This is a genomic window from Marinovum sp. (assembly GCF_034669705.1).
Classification (GTDB): Bacteria; Pseudomonadota; Alphaproteobacteria; order Rhodobacterales; family Rhodobacteraceae; genus Marinovum.
The window spans coordinates 13,986-28,219 of the sequence record NZ_JAXMOR010000015.1 but is presented as its reverse complement, the minus strand read 5'-3'; the positions used below and the strand labels follow the sequence as shown (position 1 = coordinate 28,219).

Sequence of the window (14,234 nt, the reverse complement as noted above, 5' to 3'; positions counted from 1 at the left end):
CCGGCGACCGGGTTGCAGATCGTTCGGCGAAGTTGCGGGCGCGGCCATCAATAGACCGGCGGCGCGATGACCCAGATCGCCACGGCGGGGTCATCATAGGGGTTGGCCCAGCGGAACGGCTCGCCGCGGATGCGAAAGCTGTCGCCGGGATCGAGGGTGAAGCGGCGCGCGCCGATCTCGAGATCGAGCCGGCCGGTGACGAGGTAGCCCACCTCCTGGGTCGGGCGGGTCACGGGCTCGGCGATCTCGCTGCCGGGCAGAAAGGTCGAATGCAGCATCTCGAAATCATCGGTGAGATCGGGCGAGAGCAGCTCCTCCACCAGCCCCGCCGCGCCGGAGCCCAGCCGGCGGCGGGCATCGCGGCGCACCACAAGCCCGGCCTCCTCGGACGGGATCGGCGCATGGCCGAAGAGCATCGAGACCGGCGCGCCGAGCGCCGCGCCGATCTGGCGCAGATCGGTGATCGAGGGCTCGGAGAGATCGCGCTCGACCTGGCTGAGCCAGCCGACCGACCGGTCGAGCCGCAGTGCGAGATCGGTCAGGGTCAACCCCCGCGCCCGGCGCAGGGCGCGCAGATCGGCGCCAAGGCTCTGGCTCTTCGTGCTTTGCTGGTCCATCGGCGATCCCGTGCATCCAGACCCGATGAAATTTCGGGCCTGTTTTTCACGGTGACCTGAGTCGTGAAATTTCGCAAGAAATTTTCACGCCGCGGCGCGGCGGTCAGAGCCGACCGAAGACCTGTGCCAGCAGCGCAGCCAAGCCCTCGGCATCGGCTTGCGTGAAGGCCGCCGGCCGGTCACTGTCGATGTCGAGCACACCGATCAGCGTGCCGTCGCCGCGACAGACCGGCAGGACGATCTCCGAGCGGGTGGAAGTGGCACAGGCGATATGGCCGGGAAAGGCCTCGACGTCCTCGACCAGCTGTACCTCGCCGGTGCGTGCCGCCGCGCCACAGACGCCGCGGGAAAACGGAATGCTCAGGCAGCCATGGCCGCCCTGGTAAGGCCCGATCTTGAGCATCTCCGGCGCCGTGACCCGATAGAACCCGGTCCAGTCGAAGCGGTCATCGGCATGGTGCAACTCGCAGGCCATGGTGGCCATCAGCGCAACGTCGTCGCGCTCGCCCTCGGTCAGCGCCGCCAGCACCTTGGAAATTTCCGGGTAATCGATATCCGCCATGTGGGCCCCGCTCGCGTTGGCAAGAGCCGGGGTCCGGCCCTTCGCTGGTTTCTGAAATACCTTGGGGGGAGGCCGCAGGCCGGGGGACAAAGCCCCCCGCCCCGTCGCCGCGCGCCGGCGCGGCGACGGGGCGCGCCTCAGACTTCTTTCTTCAGCGCCTCGACCAGGTCGGTCTTTTCCCAGCTGAAGCCGCCATCCGCTTCCGGTTCGCGACCGAAGTGGCCATAGGCGGCGGTGCGGGCATAGATCGGCTTGGCGAGGTCCAGGTGCTCGCGAATGCCGCGCGGGGTCAGGTCCATGACCTTCGGAATCGCCCGCTCGATGGCCTCGATATCCGCCTTCTCGGTGCCGAAGGTGTCAACGTAGATTGACAGCGGCTTGGCCACGCCGATGGCGTAAGACAGCTGCACCTGGCACTTGTCGGCGAGGCCGGCGGCCACGACGTTCTTGGCGACGTAGCGCGCCGCATAGGCCGCCGAGCGGTCGACCTTGGTCGGGTCCTTGCCGGAAAACGCGCCACCGCCGTGCGGGGCTGCGCCACCGTAGGTGTCGACGATGATCTTGCGGCCGGTCAGGCCGGCGTCACCATCCGGGCCCCCGATCACGAAGGTCCCGGTCGGGTTGACCCACCATTCGGTCTCCTCGGTGATCCAGTCGGCGGGCAGAACCTCGCGGATATAAGGCTCGACGATGGCGCGGATGTCGGCGGATTTCTGGTACTCGCTCTCGTGCTGGGTCGAGAGCACGATCGAGGTCACGCCCACCGGCTTGCCATCCTCGTAGCGCACGGAGATCTGCGATTTCGCATCCGGGCGCAGGGTCGGCTCGTCGCCGGATTTGCGCGCCTCGGTCAACCGGCGCAGGATGGCATGGGCATACTGGATCGGTGCCGGCATCAGCTCGGGCGTCTCATCGGTGGCGTAGCCGAACATGATGCCCTGGTCGCCGGCCCCGTCCTTGTCGACGCCCTGTGCGATATGCGCCGACTGCTCGTGCAGGAAGTTCAGCACGTGGCAGGTGTTCCAGTGGAACTTCTCCTGCTCGTAACCGATGTCGCGGATGCAGTCGCGGGCGATCTGGCCGATCCGGCCCATGTAGTTCTTGAGCAACTCCTGGTCGGTCAGCCCGACCTCGCCGCCGATGACCACAAGGCCCGAGGTGGCAAAGGTTTCGCAGGCGACGCGGGCCATCGCATCCTCGGCCAGAAGTGCGTCGAGCACGGCGTCGGAGATCCGGTCACAGACCTTGTCGGGGTGGCCTTCCGAGACGGACTCGGAGGTAAAGATGTAGTTCTGACGGGACATTGGGAATTGCTCCATTGATTGCCGGCGTCACGCCAGGAAGCCGTTGTGACGCCCGAATGAAGAGATGCGCTATGCCGGACGCGGTTGAGCGTCAAGCCGGAAAGCGGCGGCGGACGGCGATTGCGCCCGCACAGAGAGCAATCAGCAACACCGTCAGCGGCCAATCGCCTGTCCGCGCATAGATCGTGGGCGGCAGCGCCGGGGGCAGCCGCGCATCGAGATAGCCGGCCTGGTTCAGCGGCAGCGCCTCGGTGATGCGCCCCTTGGCGTCGATCACCGCCGAAACCCCGGTGTTGGCTGCGCGCACCATCGGCAGCCCGCTCTCGATGGCGCGCATCCGGGCTTGCGCCAGGTGCTGGTAGGGCCCGGTATTGGCCCCGAACCAGGCGTCATTGGTAAGCTGGATCAGCACATCCGGCCGCGGGCTGTGACGGGCGTATTGCGGAAACACGGCCTCGTAGCAGATCAAAGGCAGCGCCTGCGCAAACCCCAGATCGAGCAGCAGCGGACCGGGCCCGGCGGCATAGCCGCTGTCGACCCGCGCCGCCAGACCGGTGATGCCGAGCCGCTGCCAGACGCCCGGAAAGGGCATGTATTCGCCAAAGGGCACAAGGTGGTGCTTGTCATAGACCTGCCCGGCCCGCCCTGCCCCGTCCACCAGCACGGCGGAATTGTAATAGGCCAGGCCCTCGGCGCGCTGGATGCCCAGCAGCAGCGGCACGCCGCCGGCCGCCTCGGAGATGTAATCGAGCGTCGGGCCGGCTTCCTCGAGCAGCACCGGCACCGCGCTTTCGGGCCAGAGGATCAGGTCGGGCCGCGGCCCCTCGGCCGAGAACCCCACCATGCGGTTGAAGAACACCGGGATCCTCTCCGGGTCCCACTTCTGGTCCTGCGGCGCATTGGGCTGGACCAGCCGCAGCACCGGCGCGTCCCCTGCCGTCTGGGGAAGATCGCGGGCTTCGAGGGTGACCGCGGCGTACCACAGCAGCGTGCCGAGCCCGACGGTGAGGCCGAAAACCCGGCCGGCCTTGAGCAGCGGCAGGGAAACCTGCAGACGTTGCCAGAGCCAGACCGGCAACGCCGCCATGGCGAAGGTCAGACCGGTCAGACCGTAAGGCCCGACCACGGCGGCAAGCTGGGCGAACACGGTGTCGGTCCAGATGTAGCCCGGCAGCGCCCAGGGAAAGCCGGTCAGAACGTAGCCGCGCGCCAGCTCGACAGCGGTGAGCGCGCCCGCCAGCCGCAGCACCCCGCCGCCCATGCGCGCCGCGCCCCAGAAGGCCAGCGCCCAGAACAGCGCCAGCCCGCCCGCCAGACCGATCAGCCCGAAGGGCGCCATCCAGCCGTAGATCTCTGGCTCGATCAGGAAGGGCTCGACGATCCAGTTCAGCCCGGCAGCGAAATACCCCGTCCCCGCGGCCCAGCCGAGGAGCGCCGCGCGGCGGGGCGCTGCGGCGAGACCAGAGAGCGCGAAGAGGCCGGCCAGCGCCGAAAAGGCCAGCGCAGCCCAGCCCAGCGGCGCAAGGCCTGTGGCGATGAGCGCGCCGAGCCCCGCGGCGCAGAGCCGCAGGCGCCAGGGATACCGGCGCAGGCCTCGGGCCAGGGCCAGAGCGGGGGCAACGGCCATCGCTCAGGTGGCGTCAGCGACGGCGTGCTGCTCGGGGCCGGTCCGTGGCAGCGCCTGCAACCGCACCCGCAGCCGCTTGATGCGGCGCGGATCGGCATCGACCACCTCGAACTCCGGTCCGTCGGGATGCGGCACCATCTCGCCGCGCGCCGGCACGTGGCCGGCCAGCACGAAGACCAGCCCGCCAAGGGTGTCGATCTCCTCGGCGTCAACCGCATCGGTGGCGGTGAGATCCATGCCGATCTCGGCCTGGAACTCGTCGAGCGGGGTCTTCGCCAGCGCCAGGTAGGTGCCGGATTTCTCCACCGTCCAGTTCTTGTCCTCGTCGAGATCGTGTTCATCCTCGATCTCGCCGATCACCTGTTCGATCAGGTCCTCGATGGTCACCAGACCGTCGACGCCGCCGTATTCGTCGATCACCAGCGCCATGTGGCGGCGTTCGGCCTGCATCTTGGTCAGCAGCACGCCGATCGGCATCGACGGCGGCACATAGAGCAAGGGCCGCAGCATCGCCTTGAGCGAGAACCGGCCGCCCTTGCCGTTGAAACCGTGCTTGAGGGCGAAATCCTTGAGGTGAACCATGCCGACCGGGGTGTCGAGCGTGCCGTTGAACACCGGCAGCCGCGACAGGCCGCTGTCGCGGAACACGTCGACCAGGTCATCGCGGGTGATGGTCACCGGCACGGCGACGATATCGGCCTTGGGGATCGCCACGTCCTCGACCGCGAGACGGCGGAGGTTGATCATGCCGTGGGTCTGGGGCATCGGCAGCGCGTGACCATTGCCGGTCTCGGTCTCGTCTTCGCCGTCAGAGGGCCGCAGCGCCGAGAATACCCGGCTGAAGAGGCCGGGGCGCGGGCTGCTGTCGGTCTCGGTGTCGGAATGCGCGCTTTGCGCCGCGTTAGAGCTTGGGTCTGTGTCGTCCATCATTCTGTCCGTTGCGGGCCGGGCCGGCCCTGATCGCTCCCATATGGGTCTGGAATGCCCAGTTTGCCAAGTATGGCACGCTCACATGCCTCCATCAAAGTGGCATCCTTGTCGCGGATATGGTCAAAACCCAGCAGATGTAAGACCCCATGCACCAGCAGATGGCTGACATGAGCGGCAAATGGCTTGCCCTGCTCGGCGGCTTCGCGGGTGCAGGTCTCCCAGGCGATGGCGATGTCACCGAGGTGATGGGGGTCCTCCTCGCCGCCTTGCGGCGGCTCCTCGGGGTCTGCGCCGGCCTCTTCCGGAGCGAGATCCTCCTCCGGCCAGCTCAGCACGTTGGTGGGTTGCGGCTTGCCGCGGAAATCGGCGTTGAGCACGGCGATGCGGGCATCGTCGCAGGCCAGCACGGCGATCTCGTAGCCCGCGGGGTCGTGGTTCAGGTGGGCAAGCGTCGCGCGCGCCGCGGCCTCGGCCAACGCATCAAGGCCGGCCTCTTGCCAGCGGTCGTCTTCAAGGATGGTTTCGGTGAGCATGTGGCCTGTCGCCGGGGCACTGCCCCGGACCCCGGAGTTTTTCTGGCAAGATGAAAGAGGAGCGGATCAGGGTTTCTCGGCGTCCTTGTCATAGGCCTCGATGATGGCGGCGACCAACGGGTGACGGACGACATCCTTGGCGGTGAAGTAGTTGAAGGAAATCTTGGGGATCATCTTGAGCAGCCGTTCGGCATCGGCCAGCCCCGACTGCACCCCGCGCGGCAGGTCGATCTGGGTGCGGTCGCCGGTGATCACCATGCGCGAGCCCTCGCCCAGACGGGTCAGGAACATCTTCATCTGCATCGAGGTGGCATTCTGCGCCTCGTCGAGCACCACGAAGGCGTTCGACAGGGTGCGGCCGCGCATGAAGGCCAGCGGCGCGATCTCGATCTTCTTTTCCTCGAGCAGCTTGGCCAGCTGCTTGGCCGGCAGGAAATCGTTGAGCGCGTCGTAGAGCGGCTGCATGTAGGGATCGACCTTGTCCTTCATGTCGCCGGGAAGGTAGCCCAGCTTCTCGCCGGCCTCGACCGCCGGGCGCGACAGGATGATCCTGTCGACATGGCCGTTGATGAACATGTTCACCCCGACGGCAACGGCGATATAGGTCTTGCCGGTGCCGGCCGGGCCGATGCCGAAGGCCAGCTCCTTCTCGAACAGGCTGCGGACATAGGCCTTCTGGGCGTCGGTGCGCGGCTCGACCAGTTTCTTGCGGGTCTTGATCTCGACCGCGCCCTTGGGAAACATGTCGAGCTGGTCACCGCCCTGCGGCCCGCCGGCCTCGGGGTTGTTGCCCATCCGCAGCTCGCGGTCGATATCCGCAATCTCGACCGGGCGACCGGCCTCGAGCCGCTCGTAGAGCGCGGTGAGCAGGGCCGCGGCGCCGGCGCGGGCCTCGGTCTCGCCGATCAGGGCGAGGTGGTTGCCGCGGCGCAGGATCTGCACCGAGAGCCGCTGCTCGATGGCGGCGAGGTTGGCGTCGAATTCGCCGCAGAGGTCGATCAGCAAGCGGTTGTCGGGAAACTCAAGCACCGTCTCCTGAAGGGTGTCAGGGGTGATCGGGTCGTCGAGATGCGGTGCGCTCAATGGGGTCTCCGTCGGATATCTGCCTCGAGCGTGGCCGAGTGCGCCGGGCTTGGCAAGGGGGCGGATGGAAATGTCATTGCCGGGTCACGAAAAACAGCCGCGGAGAAGCGCCGCGGCTGTATCGATGGTCACTGGCTGGCACCCCGATCAGTTGGGATCGGGGATCGGCGAGCCGCCCTTGAAATCGCCGGCGGTATAGGTCGGCGGGGCGACGCCGGAGCAGACCGGCTTGCCGTAGCGGTCGAGCCGGTTGACCTGGTAGCCCTCGACACCGTCGTCGGAGATCCAGTGGTCGCAGCCGTCCGGGTCGACATAGACGCCCCATTTCAGCGATTTCAGCGAATGCGCGTTGATGCCGCGGTCGATCGACTTGTCGGCCGGATAGCCGCGCAGCCCTTCGTCGCAGGCCGAGACCAGGAAGCCCAGCGAGAGGGCGGCACAGAGTTTGACGATTTTCATGTCGCTTGTCCCCTTACTGGAAGCACAGGATTTCGACGCGGCGGTTGCGCGCCATGCCTTCGGTCGAGCTGTTCGGTGCCACCGGCGCGGTTTCGCCCATGCCGCGGACGTCGGCGATGCGGGCGCCGACCGATTCCGCCACCTTGGCCACCGCGATGGCGCGGTTGTAGCTGAGCCGCTGGTTGTATTCATGGCTGGCGCGGCTGTCGGTATGGCCGACGATGGTATAGGCAAAGGCGGTCGAGCCGCGGAAGAAGGCCTGCAGCCGGGCGCGGCCCTGAGCGTAGATGCGGTAGCTGTCGGTGGCAAAGAACTGGTCGGTGTTGACCATGCCGCAGGGGGTGACGTCGTGGCAGATCGGCGTGCCCTTGCGGGTCAGCCGGTTGGAGGCATAGCCCTCGGCGCCGTCATCGGCGGCCCAGACCTCGCAGCCATCCGGCGTGAGCACGATGTTGGGTATGTACTGGCCCTGATCGCGACCGCCCTGCGACGGCGTGTCCCGCCCGAATCCCTGTGCGCTGGCCATGCTGGCCGAGAGCAGGGCGGCGGCGGCCAGGGCGGCGCATCCGCTGGCCGCGACCCGAAAGGCTTTGGTGATTGTGATCCCCACGGCAATGTCCCTTGTGAAAAGCGTTTCCCCCGGAAGCCCCGAGACGAGAGAATCGCCTGGCCCGGAGCTTGAACTCATTTGACATCAACACATTAGCAAACAATTGAAGGCTGTGAAGGAGAAAAACCAGATATTGCGGTAGCTTGCAGGGTGTTCCGCTATATCGTCCGTCTGCACGGCCTCTTGGTTGCAAAATAGTGCAAATATTCTCAGACAGTTACACGATCCCCGTCGCGGACGCCGAAATCCGCGGCGCCGGCGGTAACCAATTGAATTGCCGAGATTGCGCGGACAATCGGCCTGATATGGCGGGTTTGATGCGACAGGCGCAACAAAGTTAAAATTGTCTTTCAGAAACGTTAACGTGGACGTAGTCTTGCGGACAGTCTCGCCGAGATGCGCCGGCTCGCTGAGATGCGCCGATCCGGTCCCCTTGCGAAACGGGATCGCCGGCGCTTGTCTGGGCGTATGCTTGGCCGAAGAATTGGCCTTCGACTTAGGTTAGGGTAAATGACATGAAAAAAGCAATTGTACTTGCCGCCGTTGTTGCGGCGCTCGCGGCCCCCGCCATTGCGGGCGGCAAGCACCACAAGAAACACCACGCCGAATACGGCCCCACCGGCAACAGGATCGTCGTGAGCTGCTTTCGCGGCCCCTGGAACGAGGTGATCTGGGACCGTCCGAACGCCGTCTTCGTCGACAGCCTGGTGTCGGTCGGCTACGAGTATCCGACCGCCCATGCCATTGCCGAGCGGGTCTGCCGCGACAAGGCGCTGGTCGGCAACCCGGAGGGGCTGAAGGCGACCATGCTCAGCATCTATCGCGACCGCGCGTCGCACCGGAAGCACAATTACTGAGACCTTGCGGTCTTGGGCGTGAATGAGGGCGGGCCTTGGGGCGCGCCCTTTTTCGTGGCGTTAGGTGGGTTGGAAACCCACCCTACGTGGGCGGTGGGTTGGAAACCCGCCCTACGTGGCGGGGTGGCTCTATGGCTGATCTTTGCGCGCGGTGGAGAGGGGGCAATCGGGGGCTCTGCCCCCATCGCCGCAGGCGGCGATTCCCCCGGAGGTTTCTTGGCAAGATGAAGCGGGAAGCGGCGCGGTTTGTGGCCGATCAGACCAGCACGCCGGCAAGGGAGTTGGCGGCGCTGTCGGTAATGCGGACGCGGGCGATCTCGCCGCGGGCGACATCGGCATCGGCGACATGGACCGCATGCAGGTATTCCGACTTGCCGCCCATCTGGCCGGGCAGACGGCCCGCTTTCTCGAACAGCACCGAGACGTCGCGGCCGACCATGGCGTCCTGCAGCTCGCGTTGCTGCTGGCTGACCAGCGCCTGAAGGCGCTGCAGGCGGTCGCTCTTGACGTCTTCGGCGACCTGAGCGCGCTCGGCCGCGGGGGTGCCGGGGCGGGTGGAATACTTGAACGAAAAGGCGGTGCCGTAGCGGGCCTCGCGGATCAGATCGAGCGTCGCCTGGAAATCCGCTTCGGTCTCTTCCGGGAAGCCGACGATGAAATCGCCAGACAGGTGCAGATCGGGGCGCACCTCGCGCAGCCGCTCGATCAGCTTCAGGTAGCTCTCGGCGGTATGGGCGCGGTTCATCCGCTTGAGGATCCTGTCGGAACCGGCCTGCACCGGCAGATGCAGGTAGGGCATCAGCTTGTCGCACTCGCCATGCGCCGCAATCAGGTCGTCGCCCATGTCGTTGGGATGCGAGGTGGTGTAGCGGATGCGCGCCAGCCCGTCGATCTCGGCCAGCGCCCGCACCAGCTGTGCCAGCGACCAGTCGCCGCCCGCGCCGGCACCATGGTAGGCGTTGACGTTCTGGCCCAGCAGGGTGATCTCGCGCACCCCGCGCGCGACAAGGTCGCGCGCCTCGGCGAGCACCTGCGCGACCGGGCGCGAGACCTCGGCGCCACGGGTGTAGGGCACGACGCAGAAGGCGCAGAACTTGTCGCAGCCCTCCTGCACGGTGAGAAAGGCGGTCGGGCCGCGCGCTGCCTTGGGGCGGGATTTGAGCCGCTCGAACTTGTCCTCCTCGGGGAAATCGGTGTCGAGCGCCGTGACGCCCTGCCGGGTCTTCGCCTCCATCTCGGGCAGGCGGTGATAGCTTTGCGGCCCCACCACCAGATCGACCAGCGGCTGGCGGCGCATGATCTCGGCGCCCTCGGCCTGGGCGACACAGCCGGCGACGCCGATCTTGAGGTCGGGCTTTTCCGCCTTCAGCCCCTTGTAGCGGCCAAGCTCGGAATAGACCTTCTCGGCGGCCTTCTCGCGGATGTGGCAGGTGTTGAGCAGGATCATGTCGGCGTCATCGGGGGACTGCGTCTCGACATAGCCCTGCCCGCCCAGCGCCTCGGCCATGCGTTCGCTGTCATAGACGTTCATCTGACAGCCGTAGGTCTTGATGAACAGCTTCTTCGGGGCGGGCTTCAGGTCGGACATTTCTGGGATTCCTCGGACGCGCGTCTGAGCCGGGTGCCTACAGCAAAAGACCCCTCTCTTGCAATGCACACAAAATTCACCGAGTCTGCGGCAAAACGAGGCCTTGATGCAGTATTCGTCGCTTTCCGATTTCCTCGACCGGGGCAAGCCGGCGCTGGCCCGCGGGCCGGTGGCGCTGATCCTCTGCGAGGACGAGGCCGAGGTCGCCTCGACCCTGCGCCACCACCAGTATCAGGGGTTCCGTGCGGTGGTGGCCTTCATGCCACCGCGGATCGTCCTGCCCGAGGACTTGGTCGAGAGCATCCACCGGGTCGACCACAGCCACGTCCGCGACGGCGGCATCGCGGCCATCGTCAACGCCGTGATCCCGCACGCGGGCGATAGCTGGCTCTATTACTGCTACAATGCCGAGTACCTGTTCTATCCGTTCTGCGAGACCCGGACCATCGGCGAGATGCTGGCCTTTCACGCCGAGGAGCGGCGCGACGCGATGCTGAGCTACGTGGTCGATCTCTATGCCGGCGACCTGAAACGACATCGCAACGCGGTCTCGCTGGAGAATGCGCATCTCGACCGAACCGGCTATTACGCCCAGGCCCGGCCCGATCCGGAGAACCACGGCCATCCCAAGGAGCGGCAGCTGGATTTCCACGGCGGGCTGCGCTGGCGCTACGAGGAACATGTGCCGGCGGCCCGGCGCAAGATCGATCGGATCTCGATCTTTCGGGCCAGTCCCAAGCTGGTGATGCGGCCCGATCACACCTTCTCCGACGAGGAATACAACACCTACGCCTGCCCTTGGCATCACAACCTGACGGCGGCGGTGGCCTCGTTCCGCACCGCCAAGGCGCTGAAGCTCAATCCCGGTTCGACCTATGACATCGCCGGCTTCACCTGGCACAATTCGGTGCCCTTCGAATGGCACTCGCGGCAATTGCTGGATCTGGGGCTGATGGAGCCCGGGCAGTGGTTCTGACGCCCTAGCTCGCGGTGCAGAGCCGCTCGGCCTGCATCTGGCTGGACAGGTCGCCGCCGCCCTTGAGGCTGCAGAGCGCCCTGACCGCATGGTCCCCGGCCCGGCCGGTCACGGTGCAGCGCAGGCGCTCGGCGCGGGTGAGCTGCTGCAGGCCACGCATGGCCTTGCGCCCGGCGTCACTGCCGGGTGCGCCACAGGTGAGACCGTCGAGCACCACCGGCACGTCTTCGAGCAGAAAGGCATTGCCGGCCAGCACATCCTCGACCGCGCCGCTCAGCACCCTTGGGGCGGCCGAGCCGGTGTTGCGATTGACCGTGACGCGATCGGCGAACATCGCCACCGGTGGCGCGTCGGGCGCGCCCTCCCCCATCGCATCAAGCGCGTCCGCGGCGGCCCTGGCCTCGACCTGGGCGCGCTCCTCGGCGAGGAAAGCCTGCACCGTGGCAAGCCCCTCGTCCCAGAGCGCCCGCACCTCTGGCGTCTGCATCAGACCGCGGGTGATCATCAACGACAGCGCAAGGCAAAGCAGCCTGACCGTCCAGCGAAAGCCACGCGAGGCCGGTTTGCGCGCCGGTGCGGGCCGCGCGCGGCGCCGGGTCGGGGCGGTCTCGCCGATCATGGCGGTCTTGAGGGCTTGATCAGGTGTCATGGCAAAAAGCTAGCCCAGCTCCTTGGCAGGAACGGGGCGGGAAATTGCCGGAGTTGGGGCGCGCTACAGGTTTTCCGCCTGCGGCATGCCCAGAACGTGAAATCCGCCATCGACGCGGATGATCTCTCCGGTGGTGCAGGCCCCGGCATCGGAGGCGAGATAGACCGCCGTGCCGCCCACCGCCTCGAGCGTGGCATTGGCGCGCAGCGGCGCGTTCTGGTCGGTATGCTTGTAGGTCTTGCGCGCACCGCCGATCGCCGCCCCGGCCAGCGTCTTCATCGGGCCGGGCGAGATCGCGTTGACGCGGATGCCCTCGGGACCGAGGTCATTGGCGAGGTAGCGCACCGAAGCTTCGAGCGCCGCCTTGGCGATGCCCATCACGTTATAGTTCGGCGTCACCCGGTTCGAGCCCATGTAGGTGAGCGTCAGCAGCGTGCCGCCGTTTTCCACCATCAGCGGATGCGCCCGGCGGGCGACCTCGATGAAGGAATAGGCCGAGATGTCCATCGAGGTCTTGAAGTTCTGCCGCGAGGTGTTGAGCACCCGGCCAGTGAGCTCGGTCTTGTCGGAAAAGGCGATGGCATGGACCAGGAAATCGATCGTCGGCCAGCGCGCGCCGAGCTTGTCGAAGGCTGCGTCCAGCGAGGCATCGTCGGTCACGTCGACATCGACGAGGAAATCCGAACCCACCGAGGCCGCCAGAGGCTCGACCCGCTTGCCGAAGGCCTCGCCCTGATAGGTAAAGGCCAGTTCGGCACCGGCCTCGGCCATCGCCTTGGCAATCCCCCAGGCGATAGAGCGTTCGTTGGCGACGCCCATGACCAGCCCGCGTTTGCCCTTCAAGGAATGAGACATGATCAGATCACCCGTTGTACTTGCTCAGGATCATCGATCCGTTGGTGCCGCCGAAGCCGAAGCTGTTGGTCATCACGCTGTCGAGACCGGCGTTCTCGACCAGAGAGGTGGCGATCTCCTCGGGCTTTAGCGCCGGATCGAGGTTGTCCACGTTGATCGACGGGGCGATGAAATCATGCTCGAGCATCAGCAGGCAATAGATCGCCTCCTGCGCGCCGGTGGCGCCCTGGCTGTGGCCGGTCATCGACTTGGTGGAACTCACCGGCGGGGTAGAGCCCTCGCCAAAGACCCGGCGCACCGCCTCGATCTCGCCGACGTCGCCCACCGGGGTCGAGGTGCCATGGGCGTTGATGTAGCCGACCTTGCGCCCCTCCGGCAGGGTCGAGAGCGCCACGCGCATCGCCCGTTCGCCGCCTTCACCCGAGGGCGCCACCATGTCGGCACCGTCAGAGGTGGCGCCATAGCCGGTGACCTCGGCATAGATCTTGGCGCCGCGCGCCTTGGCCCGTTCCAGCTCTTCCAGCACCACCATGCCGCCGCCGCCGCCGATGACGAACCCGTCGCGGTCCGCATCAAAGGCGCGGGAGGCCTTCTCGGGCGTGTCGTTGAACTTCGAGCTCATCGCACCCATCGCGTCGAACAGGCACGACAGCGTCCAGTCGAGCTCTTCGCCGCCGCCGGCGAACATCACGTCCTGCTTGCCCATCATGATCTGCTCGGCGGCATTGCCGATGCAATGCAGCGAGGTCGAGCAGGCCGAGGTGATCGAGTAGTTGATGCCCTTGATCTTGTAGGCGGTCGAAAGGTTGGCCGAGACGGTCGAACACATGGTCTTGGGCACCGCGAAGGGCCCGATCCGCTTGGTCGCGCCGCTTTTCAGCACCGTCTGATGCGCCGCCAGCATGGCAGAGGTCGAGGGCCCGCCGGAGCCTGCCACCAGACCGGTGCGCGGGTTGACGACATCGTCCTCCTCAAGCCCCGCGTCGGCGATTGCCTGGCCCATGGCGATATGAGCATAGGCCGCGCCCGGCCCCATGAAGCGCAGGGTCCGCTTGTCGACGTGATCGGCGACGTTCAGCTTGATGTCGCCGGCGATCTGGCTGCGGAAGCCATGCTCTTTCATCTCTTCATTGGCGGTGATGCCGGACTTGCCGGCCTTGAGCGAGGCGAGGACCTCTTCGACATTGTTGCCGATGGAGGAAACGATCCCCAACCCGGTGACGACGACACGGCGCATGAACGCACTCCCTTTGGCTTGTTGGCGCCCTGTGTAGGACAGGCGGGGGGGATGGGGCAAGCGGATTGGGCTTGTTGAGGTGGTGCGTTACGGGGCCGGTGGACAGGGCAGACCCTCCCTTTGTGTCACGCTGGCGATGAACAACCCAGCGCGTTAAACGAGGCCGCATGCCTCCGCGCATCGTCATGCCGGAGGCATGCCTTTGGCATGACGCCGCCCCCAGGCGCGGCGATTTGGCTGCCACCTGTGTGACTGTCGGATGGCGTACGGGCTTTGCGGCATAAACTGCCACACACCACTGCCGCACCGCGGCCCGTCGCTGCGCGGCTCCCGTCGTCGCCCCCTTC

The 14,234-nt window shown here is 66.5% G+C and carries 15 protein-coding genes and 1 riboswitch; of the genes, 2 read left to right on the top strand and 13 right to left on the bottom strand.

Going from position 1 to position 14,234, the window contains the following annotated elements; translation table 11 throughout:
* Positions 1-47 precede the first annotated feature (47 nt).
* From VOI27_RS12080 to VOI27_RS12040, 9 genes are all read right to left on the bottom strand, one after another.
* Positions 48-617 carry a helix-turn-helix domain-containing protein gene (locus VOI27_RS12080; protein WP_323765601.1) on the bottom strand — a complete coding sequence of 190 codons (570 nt, stop codon included), beginning with the start codon at positions 615-617 and terminating at the stop codon, positions 48-50.
* A gap of 103 nt (positions 618-720) precedes the next feature.
* Complete coding sequence (locus tag VOI27_RS12075; RefSeq protein ID WP_323765600.1) at positions 721-1,179, bottom strand: GAF domain-containing protein; 459 nt, start codon at positions 1,177-1,179, stop codon at positions 721-723.
* 137 nt (positions 1,180-1,316) lie between these two features.
* Positions 1,317-2,483 carry a methionine adenosyltransferase gene (gene metK, locus VOI27_RS12070; protein ID WP_323765599.1) on the bottom strand — a complete coding sequence of 389 codons (1,167 nt, stop codon included), beginning with the start codon at positions 2,481-2,483 and terminating at the stop codon, positions 1,317-1,319.
* 7 nt (positions 2,484-2,490) lie between these two features.
* Positions 2,491-2,538, bottom strand: a riboswitch (SAM-SAH riboswitch).
* Positions 2,539-2,574: 36 nt separating this feature from the next.
* Positions 2,575-4,110 carry an apolipoprotein N-acyltransferase gene (lnt, locus tag VOI27_RS12065; protein ID WP_323765598.1) on the bottom strand — a complete coding sequence of 512 codons (1,536 nt, stop codon included), beginning with the start codon at positions 4,108-4,110 and terminating at the stop codon, positions 2,575-2,577.
* A gap of 3 nt (positions 4,111-4,113) precedes the next feature.
* Positions 4,114-5,037, bottom strand: coding sequence for a hemolysin family protein (locus VOI27_RS12060; protein ID WP_323765597.1), 924 nt, complete (start codon positions 5,035-5,037; stop codon positions 4,114-4,116).
* On the bottom strand, positions 5,037-5,573 hold the full coding sequence (gene ybeY / locus VOI27_RS12055) for an rRNA maturation RNase YbeY (protein WP_323765596.1): 537 nt from the start codon (positions 5,571-5,573) through the stop codon (positions 5,037-5,039). Before ybeY ends, VOI27_RS12060 begins: the two co-directional genes overlap by 1 nt.
* Positions 5,574-5,639: 66 nt before the next feature.
* The gene (locus VOI27_RS12050) at positions 5,640-6,656 is read right to left on the bottom strand and encodes a PhoH family protein (RefSeq protein ID WP_323765595.1); all 1,017 of its coding nucleotides are present in this window, start codon (positions 6,654-6,656) and stop codon (positions 5,640-5,642) included.
* Between the two features lie 147 nt (positions 6,657-6,803).
* On the bottom strand, positions 6,804-7,115 hold the full coding sequence (locus tag VOI27_RS12045; RefSeq protein ID WP_323765594.1) for a hypothetical protein: 312 nt from the start codon (positions 7,113-7,115) through the stop codon (positions 6,804-6,806).
* Positions 7,116-7,128: 13 nt separating this feature from the next.
* Complete coding sequence (locus VOI27_RS12040; RefSeq protein ID WP_323765593.1) at positions 7,129-7,725, bottom strand: OmpA family protein; 597 nt, start codon at positions 7,723-7,725, stop codon at positions 7,129-7,131.
* Between the two features lie 515 nt (positions 7,726-8,240).
* On the opposite strand from VOI27_RS12040, the gene VOI27_RS12035 reads away from it, so the two are divergent.
* Positions 8,241-8,582 (top strand): hypothetical protein, encoded by a 342-nt coding sequence (locus tag VOI27_RS12035; protein ID WP_323765592.1) that lies wholly within the window; start codon positions 8,241-8,243, stop codon positions 8,580-8,582.
* A 256-nt stretch (positions 8,583-8,838) separates the two neighbouring features.
* Here VOI27_RS12035 and miaB read toward each other — a convergent pair whose 3' ends face one another.
* On the bottom strand, positions 8,839-10,170 hold the full coding sequence (gene miaB, locus VOI27_RS12030) for a tRNA (N6-isopentenyl adenosine(37)-C2)-methylthiotransferase MiaB (RefSeq protein ID WP_323765591.1): 1,332 nt from the start codon (positions 10,168-10,170) through the stop codon (positions 8,839-8,841).
* A 106-nt stretch (positions 10,171-10,276) separates the two neighbouring features.
* On the opposite strand from miaB, the gene VOI27_RS12025 reads away from it, so the two are divergent.
* Positions 10,277-11,146, top strand: coding sequence for a hypothetical protein (locus tag VOI27_RS12025; RefSeq protein WP_323765590.1), 870 nt, complete (start codon positions 10,277-10,279; stop codon positions 11,144-11,146).
* A 4-nt stretch (positions 11,147-11,150) separates the two neighbouring features.
* On the opposite strand, the gene VOI27_RS12020 is transcribed toward VOI27_RS12025, so the two are convergent.
* The 3 genes from VOI27_RS12020 to fabB all read right to left on the bottom strand — a co-directional run bounded on the left by VOI27_RS12020 (position 11,151) and on the right by fabB (position 13,887).
* Entirely contained in the window at positions 11,151-11,795 is a 645-nt protein-coding gene (locus tag VOI27_RS12020) for a hypothetical protein (protein ID WP_323765589.1), read from the bottom strand.
* 63 nt (positions 11,796-11,858) lie between these two features.
* Entirely contained in the window at positions 11,859-12,650 is a 792-nt protein-coding gene (locus tag VOI27_RS12015; protein WP_323765588.1) for an enoyl-ACP reductase, read from the bottom strand.
* Between the two features lie 7 nt (positions 12,651-12,657).
* Positions 12,658-13,887, bottom strand: coding sequence for a beta-ketoacyl-ACP synthase I (gene fabB, locus VOI27_RS12010; protein WP_323765587.1), 1,230 nt, complete (start codon positions 13,885-13,887; stop codon positions 12,658-12,660).
* Positions 13,888-14,234 lie beyond the last annotated feature (347 nt).

Excerpts from the sequence above, each read along its gene's own strand:
- VOI27_RS12080 (WP_323765601.1), bottom strand. The coding sequence starts at position 617 with ATGGACCAGCAAAGCACGAAGAGCCAGAGCCTTGGCGCCGATCTGCGC.
- VOI27_RS12075 (WP_323765600.1), bottom strand. The coding sequence starts at position 1,179 with ATGGCGGATATCGATTACCCGGAAATTTCCAAGGTGCTGGCGGCGCTG.
- metK (WP_323765599.1), bottom strand. The coding sequence starts at position 2,483 with ATGTCCCGTCAGAACTACATCTTTACCTCCGAGTCCGTCTCGGAAGGC.
- lnt (WP_323765598.1), bottom strand. The coding sequence starts at position 4,110 with ATGGCCGTTGCCCCCGCTCTGGCCCTGGCCCGAGGCCTGCGCCGGTAT.
- VOI27_RS12060 (WP_323765597.1), bottom strand. The coding sequence starts at position 5,037 with ATGGACGACACAGACCCAAGCTCTAACGCGGCGCAAAGCGCGCATTCC.
- ybeY (WP_323765596.1), bottom strand. The coding sequence starts at position 5,573 with ATGCTCACCGAAACCATCCTTGAAGACGACCGCTGGCAAGAGGCCGGC.
- VOI27_RS12045 (WP_323765594.1), bottom strand. The coding sequence starts at position 7,115 with ATGAAAATCGTCAAACTCTGTGCCGCCCTCTCGCTGGGCTTCCTGGTC.
- VOI27_RS12035 (WP_323765592.1), top strand. The coding sequence starts at position 8,241 with ATGAAAAAAGCAATTGTACTTGCCGCCGTTGTTGCGGCGCTCGCGGCC.
- miaB (WP_323765591.1), bottom strand. The coding sequence starts at position 10,170 with ATGTCCGACCTGAAGCCCGCCCCGAAGAAGCTGTTCATCAAGACCTAC.
- VOI27_RS12025 (WP_323765590.1), top strand. The coding sequence starts at position 10,277 with ATGCAGTATTCGTCGCTTTCCGATTTCCTCGACCGGGGCAAGCCGGCG.
- VOI27_RS12020 (WP_323765589.1), bottom strand. The coding sequence starts at position 11,795 with ATGACACCTGATCAAGCCCTCAAGACCGCCATGATCGGCGAGACCGCC.
- VOI27_RS12015 (WP_323765588.1), bottom strand. The coding sequence starts at position 12,650 with ATGTCTCATTCCTTGAAGGGCAAACGCGGGCTGGTCATGGGCGTCGCC.
- fabB (WP_323765587.1), bottom strand. The coding sequence starts at position 13,887 with ATGCGCCGTGTCGTCGTCACCGGGTTGGGGATCGTTTCCTCCATCGGC.